This is a genomic window from Streptomyces sp. NPDC027962 (genome assembly GCF_055566095.1).
The window spans coordinates 113073-139810 of sequence record NZ_JBVHTA010000013.1; the positions used below are offsets into that span (position 1 = coordinate 113073).

Genomic DNA, 26738 nt, shown 5'->3' on the forward strand with positions numbered 1-26738 from the left:
GTCGCAGCCCTCGGGCTGGTCTTGGACCGGCGGGATCGCGCGGCCTCGGCGTTGGTGGTCGTGTCGGTCCGCGCGGCTCATTCGGCGCGGGCTGCGGTGAGCGGGGGGTGCCTCTATGTTTTCGTCAAGGTATCCCTGTCGGGTTGCCTGCCGGAGAGGTGTCGACGGGCTCGGCCCGTCCCGGGATCAGCGTCCACGCCACTGAGTGGTCATCGGTGGCGGTGGCCGCCCCCTCGTTGCTTCGTGCGGGTCGCGCCGGCCCGGTCGGACCGTCTCGGCGGTGCGACCGGGCCACCGCGACCGGCGGCGGGTGTCAGGGTTCGATCGTCACCTTGATCGCGTCACCGGCCGCGACGGTGCTGATCGCGTCCGGGACCTTGTCCAGAGGCATCCGGTGGGTGATCAGGTCGCCTACGGGGACTGCACCGGAGGCGATCAGTTCCAGGGCCCGCTTGTTGTGGGCGGGACTGGAGCCGTTGGCGCCGACGATGGTCAGTTCGCGGTAGTGCACGAGGTTGGAGTCGAGGGTGATGGTGGGGGCGGTCTTGGGCAGGCCGCCGAAGAGGCTGACGCGGCCGCTGCGTGCGGTCATGCGCAGCGCGTCTTCCTGTGCCGCGCCCGAGGCGGCTGCGGTGATCACCACGTCGGCGCCCCGGCCGTCGGTCAGTTTGAGGATCGCCTCCACGATGTCGCCGTCCGCTCCGCAGACCGTCTCGTCCGGCTGTACGAGGGCGGCCGACTTCTCCAGTCGCGCGGCGTTGAGGTCGGCCAGGATCACCCGGCGGGCGCCGCGGGCGCGGGCGAGGCGCACGTGCAGGCAGCCGATCGGTCCGGCCCCGATCACGACCACGTCGTCGCCGCTTCCGACTCCGGCGAGTTCCTGGCCGTTGAGGACGCAGGCGAGGGGTTCGGCGACGGATGCCTCGGCGAAGCTCACGCCGTTGGGGATCCGGTTGAGTCCGTCCACTGTGAGGACGGCGTGCGGGATGATGAGGTATTCGGCGAAGCCGCCGTCGTACTGGTAGCCGACGGAGGTCTGGTTCGGGCAGATCGTCATGCGGCCGCGGTGGCAGTCGTGGCAGTCGCCGCACGGTACGGCGGCGATGACCTGGACGCGGTCGCCCACGGACCAGCCGTCTACCTCGGCGCCGACCTCGGCGATCTCGCCGGCTATCTCATGTCCCATCACACGCGGTGGGGACAGGTGCTGGTGGCCGTGGTTGAAGATCTTCACGTCGGTGCCGCAGGTCGAGCAGTTCCGTACGCGGATCTTGACCTCGTTCGGCTGCGGTGAGGGCTCCGGTACGTCCTCCAGCCGGAGGTCACCGGGGGCGTAGAAGCGTGCCACTCTCATGGTGCAATGTCCTTACTGATCGACTTGAGCAGGTGGTAAATCTCGTCGGGGTCGGAGGAAGAACGCAGCCTTTCCGCCTGGTCGGGTTCCAGGAGGACGAGGGCGAGCGCGGAAAGCACCGCGACGTGTTCGTCGCCCTTGGCAGCGATGGCCACGCATGTGGTGACCGTTTCGCCGTCCCAGTTCACGCCGACGGGGAACTGGAGAACGGCGAGGGTGGTGCGGCGGACCAGGTCGCGGCTGGCTTCGGTCCCGTGGGGGATGGCCACGCCCTCGCCGACGTAGGTGCTGATCGAGCGCTCGCGCTCCAGCATGGTGAGTCCGTATCCGTCGTCCACAGCGCCGAGTTCCTCCAGCACCGCGCCGCACTGGCGCACGGCGTCCCACCGGTTGTCGGCACTCAGGCCCAGTCGGATGCCCTCGCGGGTCAGCACGTCAGCCATGGATGTCACCACCGTCTCGGATGGAGGCCTCGAGCAGGTCGAAGGCCGGATCGTTGAGGAAGGACTCGAAGGGGATGATCACCGCGTCGGGCACCACCGCGCGGGCGCGATCGGCCAGATTGCTGTGGGTCACCACGACCTGGGTCCCCGGGGGGATGTCGTTGACCGGCTTGTGCGTGGCCGTCACGCCGTACGGCTTGAGCCGCTTGGTCAGCTGGCTGGCCAGCATCACGCTGCTGCCCATGCCCGCGTCGCAGGCGACGACCACGCTGGTCACCGCCGTGGCGGGGACCGACCGCATGTCGGTGGTCCCTGGCTCGTCGGCCTCCGGCTCCTCGGTGCGCCCGATGCGCAGCAGTGCGGCGGCCGAGGCGAAGGACACAGCGGCGGCGACCACTATGGAGAGGAGGACGGGGAAGTAGCCGCCCCTGGGAGTGACCGCGAGGTAGGCGAAGATGCTGCCCGGCGACGGGGTGGCGACCAGGCCGGCGCCCGTGGCCATGGCGGTCGCCACGCCGGCCATGCCGCCCGCGATCGCGGCGAGGATGAGGCGCGGCTTCATCAGCACGTAGGGGAAGTAGATCTCGTGGATGCCGCCCAGGAACTGGACGATGATCGCGCCGGGCACGGTGGGACGCAGCCGTCTGGGGCCGAAGAACCAGTAGGCGAGCAGGATGCCCAGGCCCGGGCCGGGGTTGCTCTCGATCATGAACAGGATCGACTTGCCGGTCTCGGTGGCCTGCTGCACGCCCAGCGGGGAGAGCACCCCGTGGTTGATCGCGTTGTTGAGGAACAGGACCTTGGCGGGTTCGACGATGACCGACACCAGAGGCAGGACCCCGGTGTCGACCAGGAAGTCGACACCGTTGCCCGCGGCCTTGGTGAGTGCTGAGACGACCGGCCCGATGCCGAGCAGTCCGGCCAGAGCCATGGCGCCGCCCAGGATGCCGGCGGTGAAGTTGTCCACCAGCATCTCGAAGCCGGCGCGGGTGTGGCGGGCAGAGACGCCGTCGACCAGCTTGAGCAGGTAGGCCGTCAGCGGGCCGATGATCATCGCGCCCAGGAACATCGGGACGTCGGAGCCGACCGCCACGCCGACCGTGGCGATCGCGCCGACCACCGCCCCTCGCTGGCCGTGTACCAGGCGTCCGCCGGTATAGCCGATCAGCACCGGCAGCAGCATGGTGATCATCGGCCCGACCAGCTTGGCGAGCGTCTCGTTGGGCAGCCAGCCGGTCGGGATGAACAGCGCGGTGATCAGGCCCCAGGCGATGAAGGCCGCGATGTTCGGCATCACCATGCCGGCCAGGTGGCCCCCAAGACGCTGGACCCTGGCCCTGAACCCATGGCCTTCCAGGTGCTTGAGTTGCGCGGTGTCAGTCATGACATTCTCCGATCCGCTTCGGTGTAGGGATGTGAAACGTCCCCGACCTCCGGCCGGCCGTGGGCCCGCCGTTTTGGCCGCCGAGCGGCCGGTCCAGCGGAATGTCCGCCGTGACAGTGACTCCGGCCGGATCGAGATCGGCCGGTGTCGGCATTGCGCTGCCCGGTAGCTTCACCGCGGCGGCACCGTGTGCCACCGCCGCTGCCAGGGCCTTCGGTCCGGCGCCGCCTGCGCCGAGGAAGCCTGCGAGCGAGGCATCACCCGCTCCTACATCACTGCGAACCGTGGCCACGGGCGCGCTGCCGTACCAGCTGCCCTCCTCCGCGACCAGCAGCATCCCGTCCGCGCCGAGGCTGGCCAGCACCTGCTGGGCACCGAGCCTGCGCAGCTCGCCTGCCGCGTCCACCGCTTCGCCGATGGTGGCCAGCGGGCGGCCGGCTGCCTCGGCGAGTTCCTCCCGGTTGGGCTTGACCACGTCGGGACGGGCTGTGAGCGCCGCCAGCAGCGCGGAACCCGAGGTGTCCAGCGCGATACGGGCGCCGCCGTCGTGGACCCGCGCCACCAGATCGGCGTACCACTGGGGCGCCAGACCGCGCGGCAGGCTGCCACAGCAGGCCAGCCAGTCGGTGTCCGGCCCGATCAGGTCGCGCACGGCGTTCAGCAGGGCGTCCGATTCGTCTGCGGTGAGTTCAGGGCCCGGCGCGTTGATCTTGGTGAGTGCGCCGTTCTTCTCGACCACGCTGACGTTGATCCGCGTGTCGCCGCGCACCGATACAGATGCCACCTCGATGCCCTGGCGGCTGAGCAGCTCGGACAGCAGCATTCCGGAGAACCCGCCGAGCGGCAGCACGGCTGTCGTCCGGTGCCCGGCGGCGTTCAATGCCCGGGACACGTTGACGCCCTTGCCGCCGGGGTCCACCCGGTCGGCTGCCGCACGGTTGATCTCGCCCCGGGACAGCCGTTCCAGTTCGAAACTGCGGTCCAGGCTCGGGTTCGGGGTGATGGTGACGATCATGCCCGGATCACCTCCGGTCCGAGGCCGGCGATCTCGTCGGCCTGTTCCTCGGTCAGCCCGGTGTCCGTGACCAGCACGTCCACCTGCCGCAGCGTGGCGAACCGGGCGAAGTGCCGGGCGCCGTACTTGGAGGAGTCTGCTACCAGGATGACCCGGCGGGCGCTGGCGACCATGGCTCGCTTCACCGCGGCCTCGGCGAGGTCCGGGGTGGTCAGTCCGCCTTCCGGTGAGAAGCCGTTGGTCGCGATGACAGCGGTGTCCGCATCCAGGTCGGCCAGGTCGCGCAGGGCCCAGGCGTCCACCGCCGCCTGGGTACGGTGCCGCAGCCGGCCGCCGACCAGGTGGAGGTCCAGCTGGGGGTGATCCGCGAGCCGGGCGGCCACCGGGAGCGCATTGGTGACCACGGTGAGTGTGGAGTCCACGGGCAGCATGACGGCCAGCCGGGAGACGGTGGTGCCGGCATCCAGCAACAGGCTGCCCTCTTCGGGCAGCAGGGCCAGGGTGGCCTTGGCGATCCGCTCCTTGTCGGCCGCGGCGGTGGAGTCCCGCTCCGCTAGCCCCGGTTCAAGGTGGAGTCCGCCGGCGGGCAGTGCGCCGCCGTGCACCCGGCGCAGCAGTCCCGCCCGTTCCAGAACGGTCAGGTCGCGCCGGACGGTCTCCTGTGTGACGCCGAAGTCTTCTGCCAGCGAGGGGACTTCGACCCGGCCGCGCTCCTGGGCCAGCTGAACGATCCGTTGCTGACGCTCGGGTGCGTACATGTGGGTTCAGGTCCGTTTCATGTGGGGTGATGCCTGTCTACGACGGACCTTACTCGCATCCGCAGGAAAGGCAATACGTCTGAGTGCGTTGATTCTATTTCTGAATGTGTTGACATCACCGGGCTGGCGGACGTAGAACCGTCAAAACCGCCTCCCTCGGGCGGCAACCACAGACGTCCGGACACGTACCCCCCTGACCGCGGGTCCGGACTTGGGGCAGTCCGACCGCCTTCGGACTGCCCCACCACCACACACATACGCGGTAGCCGACCCCTTCCTGAAGGCTGCCGCTCGCCATCACCGTCGAAGGAATCGCGATGCCCCACCTCCTGATCACCGTCGGCCCGCGGCACGGGCTCCACGCCCGCCCGGCCACCCTGTTCGTGCAGGCCGCAGCCCGCCAGCCCGTCAAGGTCACCGTCGGCCGCCCCGGCCAGCCCCCCGTGGACGCCGGGAGTCTGCTGTCCGTGCTGGCTCTCGCGGCGGAGCACGGCGACACCCTGCAGCTCGCCGCCGAGGGCGAGCATGCCCAGGCCGCCCTCGAAGAGCTGGCCCTGCTGCTGTCTCAGGACCTGGACGCATGAGCGCGGTCCTGCCCGGTATCGGCGTCGGCACGGGAAGCGCCTCGGGTCCGGTGGCCCGGATGACGCCACCGCCCGAACTGCCCGCCCCCCGCCCGGTCACCGACCCCGAAGCCGACGCGGCCGCCCTGCGCCGGTCCCTGACCAGCCTGGTCGCAGACCTTGACCACCGCGCCGCGCGAGCCCCCAACCAGACCGCCGCCGACGTGCTGTACGCCCAGGCGCAAATGGCGGCCGACCCAGCCCTGGCCGATCAGGCGGTAGACGCGGTCCACCAGGGCACCGACCCCGCCCACGCGCTGACCGCCACCTTCGACGGCTTCCGCACCCGGCTGCTGGCCGCCGGCGGCTACTTCGCCGAACGCGCTGCGGATCTGGACGACCTGCGCGACCGCGCCGTCGCCCACCTGCTCGGACTCCCGCTACCGGGGCTGCCCGACCCCGGCCACCCGTACATTCTGGTGGCCGACGACCTCGCCCCGGCCGACACCGCCTTCCTCGACCCGAAGCGGGTGCTGGCGCTGGTCACCGCACGCGGCGGCCCCACCAGCCACACCGCGATCCTCGCCAAGGCACTCGGCCTGCCCGCCGTCGTCGGCTGCTCCTCGGCGGCCTACCTGCAGAACGGCCAGACCGTGCTCGTCAACGACGGCACGGTGGAAGTCGACCCGTCACCGGAAGCGGTCTCCGAGGCAGCCTGCCGGGAACGACGGCGCCGCGGCCGGGCGGCGGCCGTCCATGGACCCGGCCTCACCGCGGACGGGCACCCGGTGGCGCTACTCGTCAACCTCGGTGCACCGCACGAGCTCCCGCGCGCCGCCGCCGCTGACTCCGAAGGCGTCGGGCTGTTCCGCACCGAGTTCCTCTACCTCGACCGAACCGAGGCACCCGGCCTCGACGAGCAGACAAAGGCGTACCGCCAGGTCTTCGACGCCTTCAACGGCCGCCGGGTGGTCGTACGCACCCTCGACGCGGGCGCGGACAAGCCGCTCCCCTTCGCCACCGCCGACGACGAGGAGAACCCGGCCCTCGGCGTGCGCGGCCTGCGGACCGCGGCGCGGGATCCACGACTGCTGGACACCCAACTGGCCGCCATCGCCGAGGCGGCCCGCGGCAACATCGCCGACGTCTGGGTCATGGCGCCGATGGTCTCCCTGCCCGACGAGGCCGCGGAGTTCGCCGCCCGGGTCCGCTCATACGGACTACCGGTGGCCGGTGCGATGGTCGAGGTCCCGGCCGCCGCACTGCGCGCCGACCGGCTGGCGGACGTCTGCGACTTCCTCAGCATCGGCACCAACGACCTCGCCCAGTACACCTTCGCCGCCGACCGAACCCTCGGCGCCCTCGCCGAACTTCTCGACCCCTGGCAACCCGCCCTCCTCGACCTGGTCGCCACCACCGCCCGCGCCTCCGCGGACCTCGGCCGACCCGTCGGCGTGTGCGGCGAAGCGGCGTCCGACCCGGCGCTCGCCCTGGTCCTGGTAGGGCTCGGTGTCACGAGCCTGTCCATGGCCCCGGCCTGCCTGCCCGAAGTCCGCGCCGCCCTCGCCTCACACTCCCACGCCCACTGTCAGGCCCTGGCCGACATGGCCCGCCAGGCACCCGACGCGGCCACAGCACGTGCGGAGGTCCGCCGCCGGATGTCCTGAGCAGCCGGCATCCGCCGCGGCACCGGGACCCTCAAACCTCACCGGTCCCGCTGCCCTCCCACACCGCCCCAGTCATCAGGCCCGACGAGCCAACCGCCCGCCCAACAGAGCGTCCCGCAGCCGGGATCGGCCTGCGGTGACTTCGGCCCCCTCTCCTGGTCAAGACCGATCCTGCGGGCCGTCTCCACCAGCAGGACCGTACCGGCCTGCGAGACGACCGGACGGCCGTCAGCCTGGGTGCGTTTCGTCTCGAGTGACCTTGCTTTCTTGACGATCACGCTGTGAGGTCGAAGTTCTGCCGTAAGCGGGCGGTGTGGGTGTGCCGGTCCTCGCGATCGACATGGAATCGACAGCAGGCGTCGAAGCCGCCGTTGGCGATGACCGCGCGCAGGAGGAGGACGGCTTCGGCGCCGTCCAGGCTCCATCTCGCCCCGGTCACATCGAGGCGGTCTTTCACGAGGTAGCGACACGACCCTTCGACGACGCCGGTGGCGATCGGCCAGCCCAGGGCGAGGGGGATGTGGTAGTTGGGGCAGGGCTTGTTTGGCCGTCAGGTAGGCGGTGGCACGCACCATTCCCCGGGCTGGGCGGTCGTGGTCGGCGCGGGCACGCCAGTGGGCGCCCAGGTCGGCGACCACGCGCGGGGCGTGCCCCTCCATCAGATCCGCGGGCGGTCTGCTGGACGAAGGCCGCGCGGGCCGGCCGGGCGGGGTGCAGGTCGGCTGGGGCGTCCTCCGTGGTGGCGGCGCACGAGGCGGTGGAGGCTGGTCTTCGATGCCGCTCGTCTCTGATCGCCCTTGGGGCCGGTGGCCGGCGTGGATGCGGCATATGGCACGTACACTGTCAGCACCCCCGCTGCCCAAGAGCCGTAGCACCTCAGTGCGCCCGTGCATCGAAGCCGGGGCCACCCGCGCCTCGTCGGCATTGCCTTACACGCGCACGACGCGTGGCCCCATCGCGGCGAAATCCGCCGCGACCTCTTCCTCCATCGCGGTGTCGGTGACCACGACGTCGAAGTCGCGGAGGTCGGCGAATCGGCAGAAGGTGTCGTTCCCGATCTTGCTGCTGTCGGTGAGCAGCACCCGCCGCCGCGCTCGCTGGCACATCGTCCGTTTGACCTCCGCTTCGGCCAGGTCCGGGGTGGTCAGGCCGTGTTCGACCGAGACTCCGTTGGTCGCCAGGAAGGACACGTCGATGAGGAACGTGCTCAGGGTGCGGATGGCTATCACGTCGACTTCCGCAAGTGTGCGGGCTCGTACCCGGCCCCCCAGGGTGATGACCGTGAGATGAGGATGCCCTGCGAGCAGCTGGGCGATCGGCAGGCTGTTGGTGATCACCGTCAGCTCACAGTTGAGGGGCAGCAGTTCGGCAAGGTGTGAGGTGGTTGACCCGGAGTCGAGCAGGATCGCCCCGTCGGCGGGCACCTCGTCCAACGCGGCCTGGGCGATCCTCTTCTTCTCTTCCTCCATGGACCCGCCACGGGTGGGCAGGTCCGGTTCGAAGCCGAGCCGCCTGAGCGGGATGGCCCCACCTTGTACCCGCCGCATCAGGCCCTGGCGTTCCAACAGGGCCAGGTCCTGCCAGATCGTCTCCCGTGTCTCTGAGAACGCCGCAGCCAGCCGTTCTACGCTCGCGTGCCCTTCCCGGCGAGCCAGAGCGACGATCTCTCGCTGGCGTTCCTCGGCCTGCATGTGATCACCTCTTGCTGTCGTGGCCCTTCTGAGTGCACTCGGTGGGGCGAGTCACCGGGAGGGCCGTCCGAGAGAGGGTGCTGGGCACAGGGGCTGTTCGGTCCAGATGACTTTGCCTCGGGGGGTGTAGCGAGCGCCCCACCGCTGAGCGAGCTGGGCGATGAGGAACAGACCGCGTCCGCCCTCGTCGGTTTCGGCGGCACGGCGCAAGTGAGGGGAGGTGCTGCTGGCGTCGGAGACCTCGCAGATCAGAGCGCGGTCGCGGAGCAGTCGTACCTGAATGGGGCCGCTGGCGTGCCGGATGGCGTTGGTGACCAGCTCACTGAGCAGGAGTTCCGTGGTGAAGGCGCATGCGTCCAGGCCCCATTCGGTCAGCTTCCGGACGGCGGCTGCGCGTACGCCGGAGACCGCGGACGGGTCGTCGGGCACATCCCAGTTCGCGATGTGCTCGGCCGGCAGGGCGTGGGTGCGGGCGACCAGCAGGACCACGTCGTCACTGGACCGGGGGCCGGGCAAGGCTTGCAGGATCGCCTCACAGGTCTGTTCGGGGGGCCGGTCGGGATGCGACAGGGCGCACTGCAGCTGTTCGAGGCCGTAGTCGGCATCCCAGTCGCGGTCTGCGATGAGCCCGTCCGTGTAGAGGACGAGCTGGCTGCCTTCGGGCAGGTGCAGTTCGGCGGATTCGAAGGGCAGGCCGCCCAGGCCGAGGGGAGGGCCGGAGGGGAGATCCGGGAGGCGCACGGCGCCGTCGGGGTGGACCACCGCGGGCAGGGGATGGCCCGCGCGGGCCACCGCGCAGCGCTGGGAGACCGGGTCGTAGATGGCGTACAGGCAGGTGGCGCCAATGATGTCGCCTCCGCCGGGGTGCGCGGCCTCCTCCTGGTCGAGAGCGATGACCAAGTCGTCGAGGCGTCCGAGGAGCTCGTCGGGGGACAGGTCCAGGGCGGCGAAGTTGTGTACCGCGGTACGCAGGCGGCCCATGGTGACGGCAGCATGAAGGCCGTGGCCGACGACGTCGCCGACGACCAGGGCGACGCGCGTTCCGGGCAGTGGGATGATGTCGAACCAGTCGCCGCCCACGCCGCCCACGCCGGCCTGGGCGGGAATGTAGCGATGGGCGACTTCGACCGCGGTCTGCTCTGGGAGGACGCCCGGCAGCAGGCTGTGCTGCAGGGTGAGGGCGATGGTCTGCTCGCGGGTGAAGCGGCGGGCGTTGTCGATGTACATGGCGACGCGGGCGATGAGCTCCTCGGCCAGGTGCAGGTCGTCCTCTTCGAAGGGCCTGGACTCCTGGCAGCGGTAGAAGCTGACCAGGCCGAGGACCACCCCGCGTGTGCAGAGCGGGACGGTGATCAGGGAGCGGATACCGTACTCCAGGACCTTCCGGACGCGATCGGGATCCTGGGCCAGCCATTCGGGGACGGCGTTCAAGTCCGGTTCCAGGATGGCCTGTCCGTCGGCGAAGGATCGGGCCTGCGGCGCGGAGGAGGCGAAGCTGACCCGCCCGCCCACCGGGTCCAGCGGCGAGTCGGCGCGCCGGGCGCCGAACGCCGCCCGTTGCAGTGGGACGTCAGGGGTGAGAGGTTCGTCTCCATGCAGCACGGGCTCCAGCAGATCGATCGTGACGAAGTCGGCGAACCGCGGGACGACGAGCTCAGCCAACTCCTCTGAGGTGCGCGTGACGTCCAACGTGCTGCCTATGCGCACACCCGCGTCGTACAGAAGTCCCAGACGCTCCCGCGCGGCCATCGCGAGCCGTCCCACCTCCGGGTGCCCAACTGACAGCAACCAGTCGACAGGAGCATCCGTCTCCGCGGCCTCCTGCGTGCCCTCAGGCTCTGGCTCGCCCTCCGCCGGAGGTGCCGCGGTTTGCGTGTCGCTCGGCGCGGCGTCGGTGAAGTGACACGATTCGGAAGCAGCAGTCGCCTCGTGATGCGGCGATACCTCCCCGGGGAGGCTGACCCTGACTGCCACACCGTCCTCGCCTGCGGAACCCGCCACCGGTCGGCACACGAGTGTGGCGAGCCGGCCTCCGGACAGCGGCACGCGCACCGTAGCGGTGCGGGCCGCGGAGATCAGTTCTGTGGCCCTTTCCCGCAGAACGTGCCTGTCACTGTCGGTGAGGCTCGCGTCCTGCGAGCGCGCGAGGCTCTGTTCCACATCGGCCATTTCTCCTTGTAGGTGGCGCGGGACCTGGAGAACCTCCTGGAACAGGCCGCGCTCCCGCTCCGTGCGCTGCGCCAGTAGCCGCCGCTCGATGGCTTCGGCTGCCTCTCGGGCCATGGCCGCCATGGCCGGATCCGCATCGGAGCACCAGCACGTGAGAGCAACGACGCCTTCGAGGCGCCCGCTGAGGGCGTCCCGTACGGGGGCGCCCGATGACATGAACGGCTGCAGGCAGTCGGCGAAGTGTTCGGCGCCGAAGGCGTGGAAAGCCCGCCGCTCCTCGAGCGTCGTGCCGATACCGTGGGTGCCGACGTATTGCTCGGAGTAGTTGAAACCGGGTGTGAGACGAACCGCTTCGAGGTGCTTGTAGAGGGCTTTCTCCCCGGCCCGGCAGCGGAGGACCACTCCGTGTCGGTCGGCGAGAACCACGCCCACGCGGGTGCCCGCCACCTCGGATTCCAGTCGCTCGAGCACGGGCACGGCAGCCTGGAAGAGGTGGGCTTCCGGGGCGAGATCCGACTGGTAGGGGGGTGCGATCACATCCGGTGTGAGTGCCAGGGACTGGCAGCGCCGCCATGAACGCAGGACCGGGATCCTCAGGCTTGTCACGGCCCGCTCGCCGGCCAGCACCCGCTCACGGCTGCGGGCTACGACATCACGGTCGCCCCAGATGTCCGCCACCGGGATCACTTCCTTCCCCGGACGAGGAGCCTGAACGGGCTCGGCTCACTCTCTGGGACTGTGAGCGAGAATGACCTGTGGATCGGGCGGGCGATCCCGCCGAGAACTCCGAATGCGCAGGAGAAACGTCCTGGGCGCCAGGACTCGGCATGTGATGCCCTTCGCCTGAGGGCAGCGGACCCGGCTCGGCGACCATGATTCCGCTCGCCCTCGTACCCGATTTCACGATACTCCGATGGCTGGATTGCGCTGCCTCGCAGGCCTGGCCAGAGGTGCACCGCGCGGCGCATCCAGCGAGCGGCGGCCTCGGGCCCGCGGCGGCCACCTGCTCGGCCGTCAGCGGGAGTGCGCCCGTCGCGCCCTGCGTCTCCACCGTGATCTGGTGCCCGGCGTGGATGGCGGCCTACTCCAGAGCCTCGGCAGCCATGTGCGGGTGGGCGATGCCAGTCGGGCAGGAGGTGGCAGCGACGATTCTCGTCTGCCGCCGGGGAAATCGACCAACAGATTGTTTCAGCATGAGGTGCGGAGTCGGCGGAGGCAGATGATGCCGCATGCCACTTCCCTTGACGTGCTCCCTGGCCTGGAATCCAGGGATTCCGGCTTGGCGCGTCTGACCCTTCCGGGGGCTTCCTGCTTCACCGCGCTGCGCGGGCACGTGTGCCCGTCTTACCGGCGCTCCACAGGCGTTTAGCGTCTCCGCCCGTCCGGCGGCGTGGCGGACATGTTGTTTCGGCAATGCATGTGCCCTTGGTCTTCGTGACGAAGTACCGGGCGGGGTGTTCAACGACGAGATGCTGACGCGCTGCGAAGAGATCAGGCGCAAGGTGTGCGAGGACTTCGAAGGGGAACCGAAGGAGTTCAACGGCGAACGCGATCACGTCCACCTCCTGGTGCACTGCCCGCCCAAAGGTCGCCGTCTCGAAGCTGGTCAACAGCCTCAAGGGCGTCTCCGCTCGCCGGATACGGCAGGAGTCCACCGGCCGGATCAACCGCGCCGTCATGCACGGAAGCTTCAGGCTGCTCGCCCTCACCCCCGACGAGAAGGCCGCCTCCATCGAAGAGGCGGCCCCGCACCGCCTGGAGCGCGTAGCGCTCATGCTCGGCGCGGAGGGCGACGGGCTGTCCACCAAGGCGCTGATGGCCGCCGACGAGTGGGTCCGCATCCCCATGGCACACGGCGTCGACTCGCTCAACGTGGGCGCCGCGGCCGCGGTCGCCTTCTACGCGGTCGCGACCGGCCGCCCCCGGTAGCCGGCCTCCCCGTACAGCTGATAGAGGCTACAGCTTCTGGGCCGCCGCGATGCCCAGCGCCACGATCAGCGTCACCACGAAGAATACGGTGATCCGCTGACGCAGCAGCCGCGGATTGGCCGGTCGCCGCCCCGTCGACGTCGTCCTCGCGCCCGGCCGCGTACCGCCCTGCCGGCCGTTCGTACGGCCCGTGTTGCGCGGTTGCGCAGGCCGGGACCCGCCGCCGGTACGGGAGGGCGCCTGCGGCCTCGTCGAGCCACCCGTACGCCGCTCCATGCGCTCGGTACGCTCCATGTGCTGCGGGTAGCGCGCGGTGGCACGGTCCAGCTCCACCCGCTCCCGCTGCGCCGGCGGCCGTGCGTCGTGCAGCCCCTGGGCCTCCCTGGCTGCGATCTCCTTGAGCCGCATGGACAGTTGCAGGGTGCTGGGACGCTCCTCCGGATCCTTCGCCAGACAGGCGGAAACCAGCGGGGCCAGCGCGTCGTGCACCTCGTGCAGCTGCGGCTCCTCGTGCACCACCCGGTACAGCATCACCTCGGAACTGCCGTGTCCGAACGGTGAGTCGCCCGCCGCCGCATAGGCCAGCGTGGCACCCAGCGCGAAGACGTCCGTGGCCGGCGTGACCACGGCACCGCGCACCTGCTCGGGAGCCAGGAACCCGGGCGACCCCACGGCCGTGCCCACATGGGTCAGCGTGCTCGCGCCGGTCGCCCAGGCGATGCCGAAGTCGATGATCCGAGGCCCCTTGGGCGACAGCAGAATGTTCGACGGCTTCACGTCGCGGTGCACCACACCGGCCTCGTGGACCGCGACGAGACCTTCCGACAGCGCCGCGCCGATCGCGGCCACGTCGGCCGCCCGCAGCGGGCCCTCCTCCGCCACCTTGTCGTGCAGTGAGGGGCCGGGGACGTACTGGGTGGCGAACCAAGGCCGGTCGGCCTCCAGGTCCGCGGCCACCAGCCGGGCCGTGCAGCCGCCGCGGATCCGACGCGCGGCGGACACCTCGCGCGCGAACCGCGATCGGAACTCCTGATCCTCCGCCAGGTCCGGCCGGATCACCTTCAGCGCGACCCGCTGGCCCCGCCGGTCCGACCCCAGGTACACGACGCCCATGCCGCCCGCGCCGAGCCGCCGGTGCAGCCTGAACGAGCCGACGACACGCGGGTCCTCGCGCCGGAGCCGCATCATCGCCATGTCCGTCCCCTACCTACGGTGGGAAAGGCCCCACCCCGCTGCCCGGTCGTCCGCTTTTGACGTGGCACAGCTTACGTACCGCCGCGCCGGTGCGCTCATAGGCCGCGCCCTCGTGAGCCGATCGATTGTCAGTGCCCGATAGGACACTTGAGGAGTGGTCAGCGGAGGCCGGATCCAGCTCCGTCCGTTCGAGATGTCAACGCCTTGTCGCAGAAGGGGGATTGGATCGATGAAGGGTGACCGCGTGGAGATCGTCGTGGATGCGGGGGACACGACCCGTACGTACGAAGTGGTGGCAAGCAGGGCGGGCCGCAGGGTCGAGACGGCGGTGCGCAGGGGGGTGGTCGAAGTGAGCGAAGTCACTCGCACCGGGACCGTCGTCCGCACGGCCCGGTTCATGGCCAATCGCGTACTGGCCCTGGTCGAGCAGCCGATCCCGCGCGAGGATGCCACCGACTGACCGCGCCCCCTCAGGGAAGACCCCAACTCCGGAAGCGGCGTCTCCACCCTGGGGAGTACGCCGGGGGGTGACGGCTCATCCTCCGGGAGGCCCGCCAATCGGTACGAGGGCATGACGCCCGGACCCCTCCGCTTCCCTAATGTTGATGTCAAGCGGCGGGTGCAGCACTCGTCCCCCGAGGTCAGACACCCGCCGCTGCCAATCACGACAGGAGAAGGACCATGGCGGACACGGCATCGCGGACGATGATCCGCGCGCAGGGACGCAGGGCTTCCGCCGCGTTCGGCGCCCGTCCGTCCGGCACCCGGCACCCGCTGGTGGCGACGGCCATGGTCCTTCCCCTCGCGGCACTGCTCGTGGTCGTCTTCGGCGGCTGGGATGCGGTGGTCACACAGGCGTCGTCCGTGGGCGTGATGCTGGGGCGCTGAAAGGCGCCCCGGGCCCGGAAGAGCGGTCCGGGTCGGGGACATCCGGCCAACAGCCCCGTGGGGACGGGGGTGCGGCGGACGGCAGCGTTTGGCCGGTCAGCTGGGGAGCTGACCGGCCATCGCGCATTGCGGACCCGGGATACGCTCCACCGGTGACCGGTCCAGTCGTACGTGCCCTGGCCGACGTCGCCCGCGACGCCGCCCACCTCACCGTCCCCCGTGCCTCCTGCCGAGCCTGCGCCACCCACGACGTCCCCGGTTCACACTGCGGCGAGACACTCGCCGACCGCCCCGACGGCATCGTCGTCCGTCACGGCGCCGCCGTCGCCAAGGCCCACGCCCCCGACACCGACCGCCTCGCCCACCGCGCCCGCCTCGCCCTGGCCGCCCACCCGGCCTTTGCCGGGATCCTGCTGCCGCCACTGCCGCTCCCGCGCGGGACCGTCGCCGCGCCGCAGGACCGGCCCGTCACGGCGTGGCCCTACGGCACGCCCATCGACCCGGCGGACCCGGACGCCGCCCCCTGGGAGGACGCCGCCGTCCTGCTGGCGCGTCTGCACCGCCTCGAGCCGGCGCGCCTCCCCGGTCCGCTCCCGGACCATCGCGGCACGGTGAAGGCCGCCGCTGCGATGGCCCGCATGGAGGCGGCCGCAGGGGACCACCGGGCTGCGCCCGACGTCCGGCGCGCGTGGGCGCGGCTGCCCGCCTGGGCGCGCGGCGAGGCACTCTCCCCGCGCCGGGACGCCGTGTGCCACGGCGACCTGCATCTGGGCCAGCTCGTACGTCACCCGGTGCCGGACGGCCCCTGGCTGCTGATCGACGTCGACGATCTCGGTGTCGGCGATCCCGCGTGGGACCTCGCCCGCCCGGCTGCCTGGTTCGCGGCCGGGCTGCTGCCGCCGGAGGTCTGGCAGCGCTTCCTCGGGGCGTACACCGCCGCACACGGTCCGGCGGTCCCGGCGGCCGGTGACCCCTGGCCTCAACTGGACGTTCCGGCGCGGGCGCTGACTGTTCAGACGGCCGCGCTCGCGCTGGCGAGGGCTGCGTCGGAGCAGCGTCAACCGGACGAGGTGGAGCAGGCGGTGATCGACGCCTGTACCCGAATCGGGACACTGCCACCCGAGTTGGAAGCCGCGGCTCCGTCGTAGGGTGAAGTTCTCGTCGCCGGGCATGCATTCCGGCGATGTCGACCGAACGGCGAGGAGCTGAGCCGACGATGCAGTGTCCCAAATGCCATGCAGCGATGCACACGTACAACCGCAATGGCGTCCAGATCGAGCAGTGCAGCGGCTGCCGGGGCATATTTCTTGACTACGGGGAGCTGGAGTCCCTGACCCGTCTCGAGTCGCAGTGGACCCAGCAGGCGCCGCCCGCGCCGCCGGTCCAGGGCTACCCGGCCGCGCCTGCTCCCGCGGCGCCGGCGTGGGGCGCACCGCAGCACGGCGGTCACCACGGCGGCCACCACGGGCACCACCGCCAGCGCAGCTTCGGGCGGATGCTCTTCTCTTCGTGAGTCCGGCGTCGTGCGTTCCCCGTCGTGAGTTCTTGAGCGGCGGGTGGACGACGAAGCCCCCGGTCGTCGATACGACCGGGGGCTTCGGACGGTGCGCGATACTGGGATTGAACCAGTGACCTCTTCCGTGTCAGGGAAGCGCTCTCCCGCTGAGCTAATCGCGCAGGGTGACCTGCTATGTGTAACGGGTTACTGCGTACTGCGTGCGCGATACTGGGATTGAACCAGTGACCTCTTCCGTGTCAGGGAAGCGCTCTCCCGCTGAGCTAATCGCGCTCGAATCCTCGCGGATCCAGTGGACGATACTGGGATTGAACCAGTGACCTCTTCCGTGTCAGGGAAGCGCTCTCCCGCTGAGCTAATCGTCCTTGGAGGTGGAGACGGGATTTGAACCCGTGTAGACGGCTTTGCAGGCCGTTGCCTCGCCTCTCGGCCACTCCACCCGGAGTGCAGGGGTTCGGGAAGATCCCCCTTCTCGAGCGGACGACGAGATTCGAACTCGCGACCCTCACCTTGGCAAGGTGATGCTCTACCAACTGAGCCACGTCCGCTTGTCGGTTCCGATCCGCTTGCGCGTCCCGGCGACGAGTTGAACTCTAGCGGATTCCCGGGCCAGTACAAAAACGCGTTTGTGCAGCTTGCCGACGTGTGTTCGCTCCGTGGCAGCCGGGCAGCGGCCCACCGGCGGTTCACCCGCAGCCCGCCGACGGCTCACCGGACGCTCGTCCGCACCTCATCCCTGCCGGTCATAGACTCAACAACGTGCATGACCTTGCTCCTCTGGCCCGCTTCGGTTCCCTTGTCGCCACCGGCCTCCGGGATGTCACCAGCGACCCCGCAGCCCTCGACTCCACCGGCTTCTGGGCCGTCGCGGCAGACTTCGAGGGCCGGCTGACGTGTGCCCGCTTCGGGGACGTCCGGAGCGAGCCGGTCCCGGAGCCCGTGCCCGGGCGGTGGCGGGGGCCGGCCGCGGAGGACTGGACGAGCTCGCTGGACCGCGCCGGCTACACCGCCGGCGTGCGGCGTATCCGCGAGCACATCGCGGCGGGCGAGGTCTACCAGGCCAATCTGTGCCGAGTCCTGTCCGCACCGCTGCCCGACCCGGCCGCGGCGGACGTCGACGAGCTGACTGCCCTGCTGGCGCGAGGCAACCCGGCGCCCTACGCAGGAACGATCCGGCTGCCCGCGCACGGCGTGGAGATCGCCACGGCCTCGCCCGAGCTGTATCTGCGCCGCGATGCGGACACCGTCGAGTCGGGTCCGATCAAGGGGACGGGCCGTACCGCCGACGACCTGCTGGAGAAGGACCACGCGGAGAACGTCATGATCGTGGACCTCGTCCGTAACGATCTGGGTCGCGTCTGCGCCGCCGGCAGCGTCACCGTCCCCGCCCTCTGCGCGATCGAGCCCCATCCCGGCCTGGTGCACCTGGTCTCCACCGTGCGCGGCACCCTCGCGCCGGGAGCGGGATGGCGCGAGCTGCTCGCGGCCACCTTCCCGCCGGGATCCGTCACGGGCGCCCCCAAGTCCAGCGCGCTGAACATCATCAAGGCTCTCGAGACCGCACCTCGCGGACCGTACTGCGGCGGTATCGGCTGGGTCGACGCCGACCGGGGCACGGCGGAGCTGGCGGTCGGCATACGCACCTTCTGGATCGACCGTACGGACAGCACCCTGCGCTTCGGCACCGGCGCCGGAATCACCTGGGGCTCCGACCCGGAACGCGAGTGGGCCGAGACGGAACTGAAGGCATCCCGGCTGCTGGCGGTAGCGTCGGGCGCGTACGCGGCAAGTGGAAGGACAACTCGATGAAGGTCGCCATGAAGGTTTGGGTCAACGGCGCGCTCACGGACCTGGAGGACGCCCGGGTCTCCGTGCTCGACCACGGAATGACCGTGGGCGACGGCATCTTCGAGACCGTGAAGGCGGTGGACGGGGAGCCCTTCGCCCTCACCCGCCACCTGGAACGGCTGGCCCGCTCGGCCAGAGGCCTCGGGCTCACCGAACCCGACCTCGACGAGGTGCGCCACGCCTGCACCGCCGTACTGGCCGCCAACCCGATGCCGCTCGGACGGCTGCGCATCACCTACACCGGCGGGCTCTCGCCCCTGGGCTCCGACCGCGGCACCGACGGCCCGACGCTCGTCGTCGCCGTGGGCGAGAGCGTCCGACGCCCCGACGCCACCGCGGTGGTCACCGTTCCCTGGACCCGCAACGAACGCGGTGCGCTGACCGGGCTGAAGACGACCTCGTACGCGGAGAACGTGGTGGCGCTCGCGAGGGCGCACGACCGGGGCGCCTCCGAAGCCCTGTTCGCCAACACGGTCGGGCAGCTCTGCGAAGGCACCGGCTCCAACGTCTTCGTCGTCCTCGACGGCGAACTGCACACCCCGCCGGTCTCCTCCGGGTGCCTCGCCGGCATCACCCGCGCGCTGACCGTCGAGTGGACGGGCGCCAAGGAAACGGACCTGCCCATGGACGTGCTTCACAGCGCGGAGGAGATCTTCCTGACCTCCACGCTCCGCGACGTCCAGGCGGTGCGGCGCGTCGACGGCCGTGACACCCCCGGGGCGCCGGGGCCCGTGACCACGAAGGCGATGCGCGTCTTCGAGGAGCGTGCGGCGGCGGACCGCGACCCCAAGTCCCTGTAAACGACCCGGGGCCGTCGAAAAACCTGGTGTCGGACAGCCGCGGGGCAGGTAGAAACTCCTCGATGACCACAACCCTGCGGCCCACCGGGCCGATTCAGCGCGACGACACCGGCGCCACCGCACGCACCTACGACGTCTGCGTCAACGGCAGGCCCGTCGGGGCGGTCGAACTCGCCACGGACCCCGGCGCCGGCCGCCCGGTCGGCCAGGTACGGTCACTGCGCATCGACGACGCGGACCGCGGACGTGGCCGCGGCACCGTCGCCGCCCTCGCGGCCGAAGAGGTGCTGCGCGGCTGGAACTGCACGGAGGTACGTGCCTCCATCCCGGCCGACGCGGCCCGCGCGCTGCGCATGGCCGCCGCGCTCGGCTACACCGAGCGGGGCCGCAACATGCTCAAGGAGCCCCTCGGCCCCCGGCTGTCCCTGCCCGACGGGGTCGGCAGCCGGCCCATGGCGGAGGAGGAGTTCGACCACTGGCGATCGCACGCGGTGCAGCAGTTCGCCCAGGACTGGATCTCCCGCGGTGTGCCCGAGGCGGAGGCCCTCGCCCGCTCCGAGGCGGTCCACGTGCGGCTCCTCCCCGACGGCCGCGCGACTCCCGGCACCCACATCCACTGCCTGCTCACCGAGAACACCGTGGTCGGTCATGTCTGGGTATCGGAGACCGAGGTGCGCCCCGGCCGACAGGGTGCGTACGTCTTCGACGTCGAGGTCGCACCGGACCACCGCGGCCGGGGCTACGGACGCGCCCTGATGCTGCTCGCCGAGCGGATCGCGGCACGGACCGGCCACCCGCGGATCGCCCTGCACGTCTTCGAGGGCAACACCCCCGCACTCGCCCTCTACGAGTCCCTCGGCTACCGCACCACCCACCGCAACTTCGTCAAACGGCTCCTGTAGCCCTGCCCTGGCTCACTCCTGCCCGGCGAGCAGCCGGTCCGCGATCTCCTCGATCCGGGCCCGCAGCCCCTCCTGGCTCTTGCCGCCGTCGAGCCGCTGCCCGTCGATGACGTACGTCGGTGTGCCGGTCACGCCGATCGCCTTGCCCTCCGCATGGTCGGCGTCGACGATCAGGATGTGCCGTCCGTCGATCAGCGCGGTGTCGAACTCCTCGGCGTCCAGGCCCAGTTCGCGAGCCACCTCCAGCAGGAACGGCTCGCCCTTCGCCGCCAGATCCTCGGTGCGCGCCAGGACGGCCTCCACGTACGCCCAGTCCTTGCCCTGCACGGCGGCCTCCTCGGCGGCCTGCGCGGCGGCGAAGGCCTGCTTGTGCTTGTCGAGGGGGAAGTGCCGCAGCCGCAGCTCGAGCCGGTCGCCGTAGCGGGCGCGCAGGGCGCGCAGGGCGCGCAGGGCGCTGCGGCAGTCGGGGCACTGGAGCTCGCACCAGACGTCGAGGACGACGGGGGAGCCGGTCGTGGAGTCGCTCATGCGGCCAGTCTCCCAGCCCGGGCGCCCCGCGCCCCGACCGGGACCCGGGTAGGAGAGGACCCCGGAGATCTCCCCCAGATGTTCCGGGCGGGGGCATCGCACCATGGCCCGGACCGGGCGGGGCGGTGCAGGATGGAGGGGACACACCGTTCGTACCGCGCTATGCCCTGGAGGACCGGATGCTGGCCGAGACCATTTGTTCCGCGGTGTCCGCGGCGGGCCTGGGCATCGCCGCGATCACGGCCTACCGCAGGCGCTTCCTCACGGCGGCGCGTGTCGCCGCCTACTCCCTCGTGCCGCTCGGCCTGGTGCTGACCGGCGCGGTCGCCTGGGTGGCCGGCACGGCCTTCAGCCCGACCGCCTGGGTCGGCTTCGGGCTCCTCGGCGGCGCGTGGCTGCTGTTCATGACGACACGGGCCGTGGAGCGGCGTACGGGCACGAGCCGCAAGGAGCGCAAGGCCGCTGCCGCTGCCGCCCGGCGCGAGGCGGTCGAGCCCACCGCGTCCCGGCCCTCGCTCGGCCGGTCCGGACCGACGGCCGCCGCCGACCCGAAAGCCGGCCGCCCGAAGGCAGCCGGCACGGACGACGACTTCAGCGACATCGAGGCGATCCTCAAGAAGCACGGCATCTGACCCGACCCCGACCCCGACCCCGGGCCGGGCTCCGGCGTCCCCGCACCGGGCTCTGGCGTCCCGGCACCGGGCCGGGCTCCGGCGTCCCCGCACCGATCCGTGGCACGGGATGTGATGAACGACCCTGCCCGGTGGGTGTGTTGGTCGATCACCGGGATGCGGGCTGCGTCATCATCACCCCCGAGATGCTCGATACCTCCCGGGGGCAGCCCCCCGTACCGACCCAGGAGCCGCGCGGATGTCTTTTCGCGCTCTCCCAGCCGCCCCTGATGATCTTCCTCGGGGTGATCGGTGTCCTGCTGCTGATGGCCGCCGTGCATGACCTCTTCTGGCTGTGACGCCGCGGTGAGGCAGCACGCTCAGGTCAGCCCGCGGCCTTGCGGCGCGCCCGGTACGCGGCGACGTGCAGGCGGTTGCCGCACGTACGGCTGTCGCAGTAGCGGCGGGAGCGGTTGCGTGACAGGTCCACGAACGCGCGCCCACAGTCCGGCGCCTCGCAGCGCCGCAGCCGTTCCTGTTCGCCCGCGACGACGATGAAGGCCAGCGCCATCCCGCAGTCCGCCGCCAGGTGGTCGGCGACCGAAGCGCCCGGCGCGAAGTAGTGCACATGCCAGTCGTAGCCGTCGTGGTCCGTGAGCTGCGGCGTCGTACCCGCCGCGGCCACCAGGCGGTTGATCACCTCGGCGGCGGTCCTGCTGTCGGGCGCCGCGAACACCGACGCGAACAGCGCACGCACGCCGTGCACCGCCTTGAGGTCCCGCTGGGTCAGATCCCCGACACCGCTGACGTCGTGGCTCCGCACGAAGTCGTACAGCGCCTCGACGTCCGTCAGTCCGTCGTCCCGATCGCCCTCAGGTGCGGTGTTCACCAGATCGACGACGGTGTCGAGGGCGATACGGGTGTCGTGGGGGATCAGCACGAATTCGCTCCCTGGCCGGATGCGGGCCGGTGCCCGCCGAATTGCGCTGAACTCTATCGGTTCGTGTCGAGAGAGCACGGGCGTCGTCGCCGCGGTGGATTCCGCGACGACGGCGCCCGTGATCGCCATATGTGGTTGTCCGCGCGGCGCCGTCTCCCCGAGTCGGACGGCGCCGTGCAGTTTTCCGCCGGCCGGACTTCGGCTCAGCTTTCGGCCAGAATGTGCGACAGCTCCGTATCGAGATCGAAGTGTCGATGCTCGGTGCCGGGTGGCACCGCGGCGTCCGTCCGCTTGAGGAACGACTCCAGGGCCCGCGCCGGGGCCTCGAGCAGGGCTTCGCCCTCCGGGGAGCTCAGCGCGATGCAGACGACGCCCTGACCGTGGCTGCGGGACGGCCAGACTCGTACGTCGCCCGTGCCGGTGGGCCGGTGCAGACCCTCGGCGAGAAGATCGCGGGCGAATACCCACTCGACCGTCTCCTCGGCTCCGGTGTGGAAGGTGGCGTGCACGGCATAAGGATCGGCCGTGTCATACCGCAGGCCCGCGGGTACAGGCAGTGATGACTCGCTCGATACAACGAGGCGCAGGTGCAGCTCGCAGCTGACCGTGGTGTTCATAAGCGCCAGGGCCTTTCGCTCAGTGTGCGCTCGGGGATTCGCACGTCGGCGAAATCGACATGCCACCTACGGTGCCGTTGTAAACCCCTCTGACCGTTTTGGGGTCGTTCAGGTCGCTCGTACGGCGGTGTATTACTTTGCGCTATACGGCCATTCCGGTGATCGCGTTCAATCCGGTAGGTTTGGATTTATGAACGCGGAGAGTGACGAGCGGGAAGAGGCCGTCGCGGCGACGACGGCCCGCCCCGCGACGGGGGACGTGACGGACGGAGCGGCCGAGCCGCTCCCGGAAGGGGCGAAGGAGGAACCGGCGCTCGGCTCGAGGGCGCCGCACTTCATCAAGCGGTCCAGGACACTGCATGTGAGCTGGCAGGTCGGGGTCTTCATCGTCGGCTTCGCCGTCGTCGGCGCCGGTGTCTCGATGCTGGTGCTGCCCGGACCGGGCTGGGTCGTGATCTTCGGCGGTATGGCGATCTGGGCGACGGAGTTCGTCTGGGCCCAGCTGGTGCTGCGCTGGACCAAGCGCAAGGTCACCGAGGCCGCCCAGCGGGCGCTCGACCCGAAGGTGCGACGCCGGAACATCATCCTCACCACGATCGGCCTTGTGATCATCACGGTGCTGGTCGGTATCTACCTCTGGAAGTTCGGGCTCACCATGCCGTGGAAGATCGACGAGTGACGCCGAAGTGGTCCTGAGAACCCGCTGACATGCGGTAATGTTTGCGCTGCGCCCGGGCGATTAGCTCAGTGGGAGAGCGCTTCGTTCACACCGAAGAGGTCACTGGTTCGAACCCAGTATCGCCCACCCGGACCGCAGGCCCCGGAGACCGACACGTCTCCGGGGCCTGCGGGGTTTCCACCCCGTCACCGCATGCGGCTGAGGCTTTCCCGCAGCTTGCGGGCGTCCCGCAGACGCTGCTCGTAGGTCGCCCCCACGGCGAGGAGCAGCAGACCGACCAGGGCCGGCGGCAGCCAGCGGGGCAGGGCGCCGACGACCTGCACCACATAGGGGGCGAGCTCGTGCAGAGCGTCCAGGGCCAGGACCGCGCCGCCGAGCACCAGCAGCGCCTGCAGCCGCAGCCTGGCGCCGGCGAGCGTGACGGCGAGCGCCGCGAGCCCCAGCAGCAGCGGGCGCAGCCAGTGCGCGTCGCCCCACGCGGCGACGAGGCTCGGCACGAGCGTCGCCGCCAGGCCCGGCCCGTACGCCGTCCAGGACGAGGCCTGCGGGTCCTTGCGGCGGCGCAGCACACCGACCGCCAGCGCGGCAACCGTGACGGGCAGCGAGTAGGCCTCCGGCGACGCGATGTCCGAGGCGGCCAGCCGCACCCACGTCGCCAGGACGAACAGCACGACCGCCAGATACCCGGCGACGGGGCGCCGCTCGGCCCGCACGGCCGTGCCTGCGGCGATGACACCGCACAGCGCGAGGACCAGGGCGAGCGTGGGCAGGTGGCCCGCCGCGAGCGGCAGCGCGACGAGGCCGGCCGTCGTGCCGGTGATCTCGATGGGGAGGGCTGCCGGGTGGCGCCGCAGCCGGGCGCCGAGGAGCGCCGTGAGCGCCGGGACGGCGAGGAGCAGCGGCGCGGCCCTGTGCGCGGGTAGCTCGAGGGCCGCGGCGGCGGCTCCGGCGAAGGCCGTCGCGTAGATCGTCGCGGTGCAGGCGAGCAGGGCCTGCAGCGGGCCACGGGTCCGTACTGCGGCCACTGCGAGGGCTGCCACCAGCACACCGAGGACGGTGAAGGTCGCGGGGCGGGTCGCGAGCGAAAGCATCGCCACGCTCACCGATCCGGTGAGCGCGCACGCCAGAGCGGTCGACGTCCGGGCACCGGGCTGTCGCGACGCGGCGGCGCCGAGCAGGCCCAGGGTCGGCGCCAGCTGCCAGACGACGGCGGCGGAGTGAGCGAAGCCGAACACGACCGGCACGGCGACGAGCGCCGCCCACACCAGCACGACGGCACCGCAGCGGGCGGCAGTGCGCAGCCGGTCGGTTCGCACCGGCCACCCTCCGCTCGCGGACGGCGGCCGGGAGCCGGGGGAGGGCGCGCCCCGGTGGCGGACGGCCGTCGCGAGGACCGTCGCGGTGATCAGAAGAGCGAGAGGCGCCGGGAGCAGAGTCGTCGCCGTGGAGTCCGGATCCGGCAGCGGGGACGTACCGGACCAGACGTCCGTCAATGCCGTCACCGGGCCCGCCAGCGCCAGAACCGACAACGGCAGGGCCGTCAGGGCCGACGCCGCGTGAACCAGGCCTGACGCGCCCGCCAGACCCGGCAGCAGGCGCCGCGGCACCGGAGCCCGTACGGCAGCCAACAGCGCGGTCCCGCACAGCAGGTAACCGATGACGGCCCAACCGCCCGGAACCGCCGCGCGGGCCACGCCCCCGACACCAGCCACCGCCGCGAGACCCGCCACTGCCGAGACGCCGGCGGCAGCGGGGACACGCCACGCCGCGAACAGAGCGACGGCCGCCGCCGCGACCAGCAGCACCGCCGGGTTCGCGGCGGCCGACGGGGAGTCGGCCGCCAGCGACCGGAAGCCGCCGACCAGCAGCGCCCCGCCGCCCGTCATCGCCGCGACGACGCCTGCGGTGACCCTCACCGGGACCGGCCGCGTCCACACCACGACCGCGACGTCCAGCGCGGCGGTCAGCAGCAGCGCCCACTCCATGGGCGGTGCGCCGGCGCCGGCGGTTAGGGCCAAGAACGGCAGCGGGAGCTGGGCGGCCACCACGGCCGCGGGCAGCGGTGTGTGGAGGCGCGGCAGGGACAGGCCGTACACGGACCACAGTGCGGCGAGCGCGGCCGAGGCGAAGGCCGCGTAAATGAGCCGGTCGGTCTCCGGCAGCGCAGCGCGGTGCAGGGCGTACACGTCGAGCACCATCAGGACCAGGCCCAGCACGGCCACCGACTCGGCCGTCGCGACGAGCCCGCGGCGCAGCAGCGCGTACGGGGTGCCGAGAGCCGCCACCGTCACGGCGGCGAGCACGGCGGAGCGGCCGCCGATGCCCATGGCGCCCCAACTGACCAGAGTGAAGGCGATTGCCGCGACGGTCAGCAGGATGCCGCCGAGCGTCAGCAGCAGGTTCTGCACGCCGGGCGGGGAGGTGTCCGGCCCGGCCGGGGCGGGGAAAGGCCGGCCGAACCCGGCCGGAGCGGGGAAAGGAGGGCCGAACCCGGCCGGCGGCGGCGCAGACGGGGCGGCATGTGGTTGCAGCGCAGCGAGCAGCCAGGCCCTGCGGGCCAGCAACTGCGTCCGCCGGGCGTCCAGTTGCCGCAGTTCGCGGTCGAGTATCCCCAGCTCCTCGGCCGGTGGTGGCACGTTGTCCATGGCCGGAAGTGTGGTCCCCGCCACGGCCCGCGGCATGGGCGCGGATACTCAGTTCCGTGTGAGTACCCCTCCAAGGGCCGTCCGAGGGGCGCAGACTGGGCCCATGGACTGGAGCCACTACCGCTTCCGCACCATCTGGGATCTGCCTGCCGCGCCGGGAACGGTGTACGAAGTGCTGTCCAAGGCCGAGGACTATCCCCTGTGGTGGCCGCAGGTGCGCGAGGTGGCCACCGTCGACGGGGAGTCGGGCACGGCACGCCTGCGCTCCGTCCTGCCGTACGACCTTCGCATCACCGCCGGCGGCCGGCGCCGCGACCCGGCGGCCGGTGTGCTGGAGATGGACATGTCGGGCGATCTCGAGGGCTGGTCGCGATGGACGGTCCGGGCAGGCGGCCGCGGCACCCTCGCGCTCTACGAGCAGGAGGTGGTGGTGCGCCGGCCTCTTATGAGAAGGCTGGCCGTCCCCTGCCGGCCGCTCTTTCGCGCCAACCACGCGCTGATGATGCGTGCCGGGCGGCGAGGGCTCGAAGCGTACCTGGAAGGAGTTCGAAGGAAACCCGCGGTTTGAAGGAAGCCCGCAGCGCACTGTATGGTTCA

Annotated in this window: 26 protein-coding genes, 6 tRNA genes and 1 pseudogene; 15 read left to right on the plus strand and 18 right to left on the minus strand. The window is 71.2% G+C overall.

All coding sequences use genetic code 11. The features are described 5' to 3' along the window. Positions 1-313: 313 nt before the first annotated feature. Genes ACZ4SA_RS15190 through ACZ4SA_RS15210 form a run of 5 tightly spaced genes read right to left on the minus strand, consistent with a single transcriptional unit; the run spans position 314 to position 4954 of the window. Positions 314-1354, minus strand: a complete 1041-nt coding sequence (locus ACZ4SA_RS15190; protein ID WP_468274137.1) for a zinc-dependent dehydrogenase — start codon at positions 1352-1354, stop codon at positions 314-316. Next, positions 1351-1797: a PTS mannitol transporter subunit IIA gene (locus ACZ4SA_RS15195; protein ID WP_468274139.1), complete on the minus strand. Its 447-nt coding sequence runs from the start codon at positions 1795-1797 to the stop codon at positions 1351-1353. Before ACZ4SA_RS15195 ends, ACZ4SA_RS15190 begins: the two co-directional genes overlap by 4 nt. Next, positions 1790-3181: a PTS mannitol transporter subunit IIBC gene (locus ACZ4SA_RS15200; protein WP_468274141.1), complete on the minus strand. Its 1392-nt coding sequence runs from the start codon at positions 3179-3181 to the stop codon at positions 1790-1792. Before ACZ4SA_RS15200 ends, ACZ4SA_RS15195 begins: the two co-directional genes overlap by 8 nt. Beyond that, the gene (gene pfkB, locus ACZ4SA_RS15205) at positions 3174-4196 is read right to left on the minus strand and encodes a 1-phosphofructokinase (protein ID WP_468274144.1); all 1023 of its coding nucleotides are present in this window, start codon (positions 4194-4196) and stop codon (positions 3174-3176) included. The genes ACZ4SA_RS15200 and pfkB overlap by 8 nt, the downstream gene beginning before the upstream one ends. Then, complete coding sequence (locus tag ACZ4SA_RS15210) at positions 4193-4954, minus strand: DeoR/GlpR family DNA-binding transcription regulator (RefSeq protein ID WP_468274146.1); 762 nt, start codon at positions 4952-4954, stop codon at positions 4193-4195. The genes pfkB and ACZ4SA_RS15210 overlap by 4 nt, the downstream gene beginning before the upstream one ends. A gap of 317 nt (positions 4955-5271) precedes the next feature. Between ACZ4SA_RS15210 and ACZ4SA_RS15215 the strand changes: the two genes are divergently transcribed. After that, positions 5272-5538, plus strand: a complete 267-nt coding sequence (locus ACZ4SA_RS15215; RefSeq protein ID WP_468274149.1) for an HPr family phosphocarrier protein — start codon at positions 5272-5274, stop codon at positions 5536-5538. Then, positions 5535-7184 (plus strand): phosphoenolpyruvate--protein phosphotransferase, encoded by a 1650-nt coding sequence (gene ptsP, locus ACZ4SA_RS15220; RefSeq protein WP_468274151.1) that lies wholly within the window; start codon positions 5535-5537, stop codon positions 7182-7184. The genes ACZ4SA_RS15215 and ptsP overlap by 4 nt, the downstream gene beginning before the upstream one ends. 274 nt (positions 7185-7458) lie before the next feature. Here the strand turns inward: ptsP and ACZ4SA_RS15225 are convergent, their stop codons facing one another. From ACZ4SA_RS15225 to ACZ4SA_RS15235, 3 genes are all read right to left on the minus strand, one after another. Continuing rightward, complete coding sequence (locus ACZ4SA_RS15225; protein ID WP_468274153.1) at positions 7459-7641, minus strand: hypothetical protein; 183 nt, start codon at positions 7639-7641, stop codon at positions 7459-7461. Between the two features lie 472 nt (positions 7642-8113). Continuing rightward, positions 8114-8875 carry a DeoR/GlpR family DNA-binding transcription regulator gene (locus tag ACZ4SA_RS15230; RefSeq protein ID WP_468274155.1) on the minus strand — a complete coding sequence of 254 codons (762 nt, stop codon included), beginning with the start codon at positions 8873-8875 and terminating at the stop codon, positions 8114-8116. A gap of 51 nt (positions 8876-8926) precedes the next feature. Beyond that, entirely contained in the window at positions 8927-11722 is a 2796-nt protein-coding gene (locus ACZ4SA_RS15235) for an ATP-binding SpoIIE family protein phosphatase (protein ID WP_468274157.1), read from the minus strand. 735 nt (positions 11723-12457) lie between these two features. Between ACZ4SA_RS15235 and tnpA the strand changes: the two are divergent. Then, positions 12458-12973 (plus strand): annotated as a pseudogene (gene tnpA / locus ACZ4SA_RS15240) (IS200/IS605 family transposase). A gap of 27 nt (positions 12974-13000) precedes the next feature. Here tnpA and ACZ4SA_RS15245 read toward each other — a convergent pair. Beyond that, positions 13001-14167 (minus strand): protein kinase domain-containing protein, encoded by a 1167-nt coding sequence (locus ACZ4SA_RS15245; RefSeq protein WP_468274159.1) that lies wholly within the window; start codon positions 14165-14167, stop codon positions 13001-13003. Between the two features lie 229 nt (positions 14168-14396). Between ACZ4SA_RS15245 and ACZ4SA_RS15250 the strand changes: the two genes are divergently transcribed. The 4 genes from ACZ4SA_RS15250 (at position 14397) to ACZ4SA_RS15265 (ending at position 16568) form a co-directional block, all read left to right on the plus strand. Then, a complete protein-coding gene (locus ACZ4SA_RS15250; protein ID WP_468274161.1) occupies positions 14397-14627 on the plus strand; it encodes a hypothetical protein in 231 nt (76 codons plus the stop codon). 221 nt (positions 14628-14848) lie between these two features. Then, the gene (locus ACZ4SA_RS15255; RefSeq protein ID WP_468274162.1) at positions 14849-15055 is read left to right on the plus strand and encodes a hypothetical protein; all 207 of its coding nucleotides are present in this window, start codon (positions 14849-14851) and stop codon (positions 15053-15055) included. A 152-nt stretch (positions 15056-15207) separates the two neighbouring features. Beyond that, positions 15208-16203 carry a phosphotransferase family protein gene (locus tag ACZ4SA_RS15260; protein ID WP_468274164.1) on the plus strand — a complete coding sequence of 332 codons (996 nt, stop codon included), beginning with the start codon at positions 15208-15210 and terminating at the stop codon, positions 16201-16203. 68 nt (positions 16204-16271) lie between these two features. Beyond that, entirely contained in the window at positions 16272-16568 is a 297-nt protein-coding gene (locus tag ACZ4SA_RS15265; RefSeq protein WP_468274167.1) for a TFIIB-type zinc ribbon-containing protein, read from the plus strand. 92 nt (positions 16569-16660) lie between these two features. Here ACZ4SA_RS15265 and ACZ4SA_RS15270 read toward each other — a convergent pair. The 5 genes from ACZ4SA_RS15270 to ACZ4SA_RS15290 all read right to left on the minus strand — a co-directional run bounded on the left by ACZ4SA_RS15270 (position 16661) and on the right by ACZ4SA_RS15290 (position 17119). After that, a tRNA-Val gene (locus ACZ4SA_RS15270) sits at positions 16661-16732 on the minus strand. Positions 16733-16772: 40 nt separating this feature from the next. Then, positions 16773-16844 (minus strand) — tRNA-Val (locus tag ACZ4SA_RS15275). Positions 16845-16864: 20 nt separating this feature from the next. Next, positions 16865-16936: transfer RNA gene (locus tag ACZ4SA_RS15280), tRNA-Val, on the minus strand. Between the two features lies 1 nt (position 16937). Further along, positions 16938-17011, minus strand: a tRNA-Cys gene (locus ACZ4SA_RS15285). Positions 17012-17046: 35 nt separating this feature from the next. Next, positions 17047-17119 (minus strand) — tRNA-Gly (locus tag ACZ4SA_RS15290). A 211-nt stretch (positions 17120-17330) separates the two neighbouring features. Between ACZ4SA_RS15290 and ACZ4SA_RS15295 the strand changes: the two genes are divergently transcribed. From ACZ4SA_RS15295 to ACZ4SA_RS15305, 3 genes are all read left to right on the plus strand, one after another. Then, entirely contained in the window at positions 17331-18380 is a 1050-nt protein-coding gene (locus tag ACZ4SA_RS15295; protein ID WP_468274170.1) for a chorismate-binding protein, read from the plus strand. Positions 18381-18388: 8 nt separating this feature from the next. Then, positions 18389-19219: an aminotransferase class IV gene (locus ACZ4SA_RS15300; RefSeq protein ID WP_468274271.1), complete on the plus strand. Its 831-nt coding sequence runs from the start codon at positions 18389-18391 to the stop codon at positions 19217-19219. A gap of 62 nt (positions 19220-19281) precedes the next feature. Beyond that, a complete protein-coding gene (locus ACZ4SA_RS15305; protein WP_468274172.1) occupies positions 19282-20121 on the plus strand; it encodes a GNAT family N-acetyltransferase in 840 nt (279 codons plus the stop codon). Positions 20122-20133: 12 nt separating this feature from the next. Here ACZ4SA_RS15305 and ACZ4SA_RS15310 read toward each other — a convergent pair whose 3' ends face one another. Next, positions 20134-20649 carry a DsbA family protein gene (locus tag ACZ4SA_RS15310; RefSeq protein WP_468274174.1) on the minus strand — a complete coding sequence of 172 codons (516 nt, stop codon included), beginning with the start codon at positions 20647-20649 and terminating at the stop codon, positions 20134-20136. A gap of 179 nt (positions 20650-20828) precedes the next feature. Here ACZ4SA_RS15310 and ACZ4SA_RS15315 point away from each other — a divergent pair, with 179 nt between their 5' ends. Together ACZ4SA_RS15315 and ACZ4SA_RS15320 are read left to right on the plus strand one after the other, a co-directional pair. Beyond that, positions 20829-21281, plus strand: coding sequence for a hypothetical protein (locus ACZ4SA_RS15315; RefSeq protein ID WP_468274274.1), 453 nt, complete (start codon positions 20829-20831; stop codon positions 21279-21281). Positions 21282-21412: 131 nt separating this feature from the next. Further along, a complete protein-coding gene (locus tag ACZ4SA_RS15320; protein WP_468274278.1) occupies positions 21413-21619 on the plus strand; it encodes a hypothetical protein in 207 nt (68 codons plus the stop codon). 26 nt (positions 21620-21645) lie between these two features. Here the strand turns inward: ACZ4SA_RS15320 and ACZ4SA_RS15325 are convergent, their stop codons facing one another. Together ACZ4SA_RS15325 and ACZ4SA_RS15330 are read right to left on the minus strand one after the other, a co-directional pair. Next, a complete protein-coding gene (locus ACZ4SA_RS15325; protein WP_468274176.1) occupies positions 21646-22200 on the minus strand; it encodes a CGNR zinc finger domain-containing protein in 555 nt (184 codons plus the stop codon). 203 nt (positions 22201-22403) lie between these two features. Continuing rightward, complete coding sequence (locus tag ACZ4SA_RS15330; RefSeq protein WP_003959770.1) at positions 22404-22817, minus strand: SsgA family sporulation/cell division regulator; 414 nt, start codon at positions 22815-22817, stop codon at positions 22404-22406. Between the two features lie 190 nt (positions 22818-23007). On the opposite strand from ACZ4SA_RS15330, the gene ACZ4SA_RS15335 reads away from it, so the two are divergent. Both ACZ4SA_RS15335 and ACZ4SA_RS15340 read left to right on the plus strand, forming a co-directional pair. After that, the gene (locus ACZ4SA_RS15335) at positions 23008-23496 is read left to right on the plus strand and encodes a TIGR02611 family protein (protein WP_468274178.1); all 489 of its coding nucleotides are present in this window, start codon (positions 23008-23010) and stop codon (positions 23494-23496) included. Positions 23497-23550: 54 nt separating this feature from the next. After that, positions 23551-23622: transfer RNA gene (locus ACZ4SA_RS15340), tRNA-Val, on the plus strand. A 59-nt stretch (positions 23623-23681) separates the two neighbouring features. On the opposite strand, the gene ACZ4SA_RS15345 is transcribed toward ACZ4SA_RS15340, so the two are convergent. Next, positions 23682-26141, minus strand: a complete 2460-nt coding sequence (locus ACZ4SA_RS15345; RefSeq protein ID WP_468274180.1) for an SCO7613 C-terminal domain-containing membrane protein — start codon at positions 26139-26141, stop codon at positions 23682-23684. A gap of 103 nt (positions 26142-26244) precedes the next feature. Here ACZ4SA_RS15345 and ACZ4SA_RS15350 point away from each other — a divergent pair, with 103 nt between their 5' ends. Continuing rightward, positions 26245-26709, plus strand: a complete 465-nt coding sequence (locus ACZ4SA_RS15350; RefSeq protein WP_468274183.1) for an SRPBCC family protein — start codon at positions 26245-26247, stop codon at positions 26707-26709. The last annotated feature ends 29 nt before the right edge of the window (positions 26710-26738 follow it).

What these genes read in the sequence shown, in the direction of transcription:
- ACZ4SA_RS15190 (WP_468274137.1), bottom strand. Translation starts at nt 1,354, where the DNA reads ATGAGAGTGGCACGCTTCTACGCCCCCGGTGACCTCCGGCTGGAGGAC.
- ACZ4SA_RS15195 (WP_468274139.1), bottom strand. Translation starts at nt 1,797, where the DNA reads ATGGCTGACGTGCTGACCCGCGAGGGCATCCGACTGGGCCTGAGTGCC.
- ACZ4SA_RS15200 (WP_468274141.1), bottom strand. Translation starts at nt 3,181, where the DNA reads ATGACTGACACCGCGCAACTCAAGCACCTGGAAGGCCATGGGTTCAGG.
- pfkB (WP_468274144.1), bottom strand. Translation starts at nt 4,196, where the DNA reads ATGATCGTCACCATCACCCCGAACCCGAGCCTGGACCGCAGTTTCGAA.
- ACZ4SA_RS15210 (WP_468274146.1), bottom strand. Translation starts at nt 4,954, where the DNA reads ATGTACGCACCCGAGCGTCAGCAACGGATCGTTCAGCTGGCCCAGGAG.
- ACZ4SA_RS15215 (WP_468274149.1), top strand. Translation starts at nt 5,272, where the DNA reads ATGCCCCACCTCCTGATCACCGTCGGCCCGCGGCACGGGCTCCACGCC.
- ptsP (WP_468274151.1), top strand. Translation starts at nt 5,535, where the DNA reads ATGAGCGCGGTCCTGCCCGGTATCGGCGTCGGCACGGGAAGCGCCTCG.
- ACZ4SA_RS15230 (WP_468274155.1), bottom strand. Translation starts at nt 8,875, where the DNA reads ATGCAGGCCGAGGAACGCCAGCGAGAGATCGTCGCTCTGGCTCGCCGG.
- ACZ4SA_RS15245 (WP_468274159.1), bottom strand. Translation starts at nt 14,167, where the DNA reads ATGGCGATGATGCGGCTCCGGCGCGAGGACCCGCGTGTCGTCGGCTCG.
- ACZ4SA_RS15250 (WP_468274161.1), top strand. Translation starts at nt 14,397, where the DNA reads ATGAAGGGTGACCGCGTGGAGATCGTCGTGGATGCGGGGGACACGACC.
- ACZ4SA_RS15255 (WP_468274162.1), top strand. Translation starts at nt 14,849, where the DNA reads ATGGCGGACACGGCATCGCGGACGATGATCCGCGCGCAGGGACGCAGG.
- ACZ4SA_RS15265 (WP_468274167.1), top strand. Translation starts at nt 16,272, where the DNA reads ATGCAGTGTCCCAAATGCCATGCAGCGATGCACACGTACAACCGCAAT.
- ACZ4SA_RS15300 (WP_468274271.1), top strand. Translation starts at nt 18,389, where the DNA reads ATGAAGGTTTGGGTCAACGGCGCGCTCACGGACCTGGAGGACGCCCGG.
- ACZ4SA_RS15305 (WP_468274172.1), top strand. Translation starts at nt 19,282, where the DNA reads ATGACCACAACCCTGCGGCCCACCGGGCCGATTCAGCGCGACGACACC.
- ACZ4SA_RS15310 (WP_468274174.1), bottom strand. Translation starts at nt 20,649, where the DNA reads ATGAGCGACTCCACGACCGGCTCCCCCGTCGTCCTCGACGTCTGGTGC.
- ACZ4SA_RS15315 (WP_468274274.1), top strand. Translation starts at nt 20,829, where the DNA reads ATGCTGGCCGAGACCATTTGTTCCGCGGTGTCCGCGGCGGGCCTGGGC.
- ACZ4SA_RS15330 (WP_003959770.1), bottom strand. Translation starts at nt 22,817, where the DNA reads ATGAACACCACGGTCAGCTGCGAGCTGCACCTGCGCCTCGTTGTATCG.
- ACZ4SA_RS15335 (WP_468274178.1), top strand. Translation starts at nt 23,008, where the DNA reads ATGAACGCGGAGAGTGACGAGCGGGAAGAGGCCGTCGCGGCGACGACG.
- ACZ4SA_RS15345 (WP_468274180.1), bottom strand. Translation starts at nt 26,141, where the DNA reads ATGGACAACGTGCCACCACCGGCCGAGGAGCTGGGGATACTCGACCGC.
- ACZ4SA_RS15350 (WP_468274183.1), top strand. Translation starts at nt 26,245, where the DNA reads ATGGACTGGAGCCACTACCGCTTCCGCACCATCTGGGATCTGCCTGCC.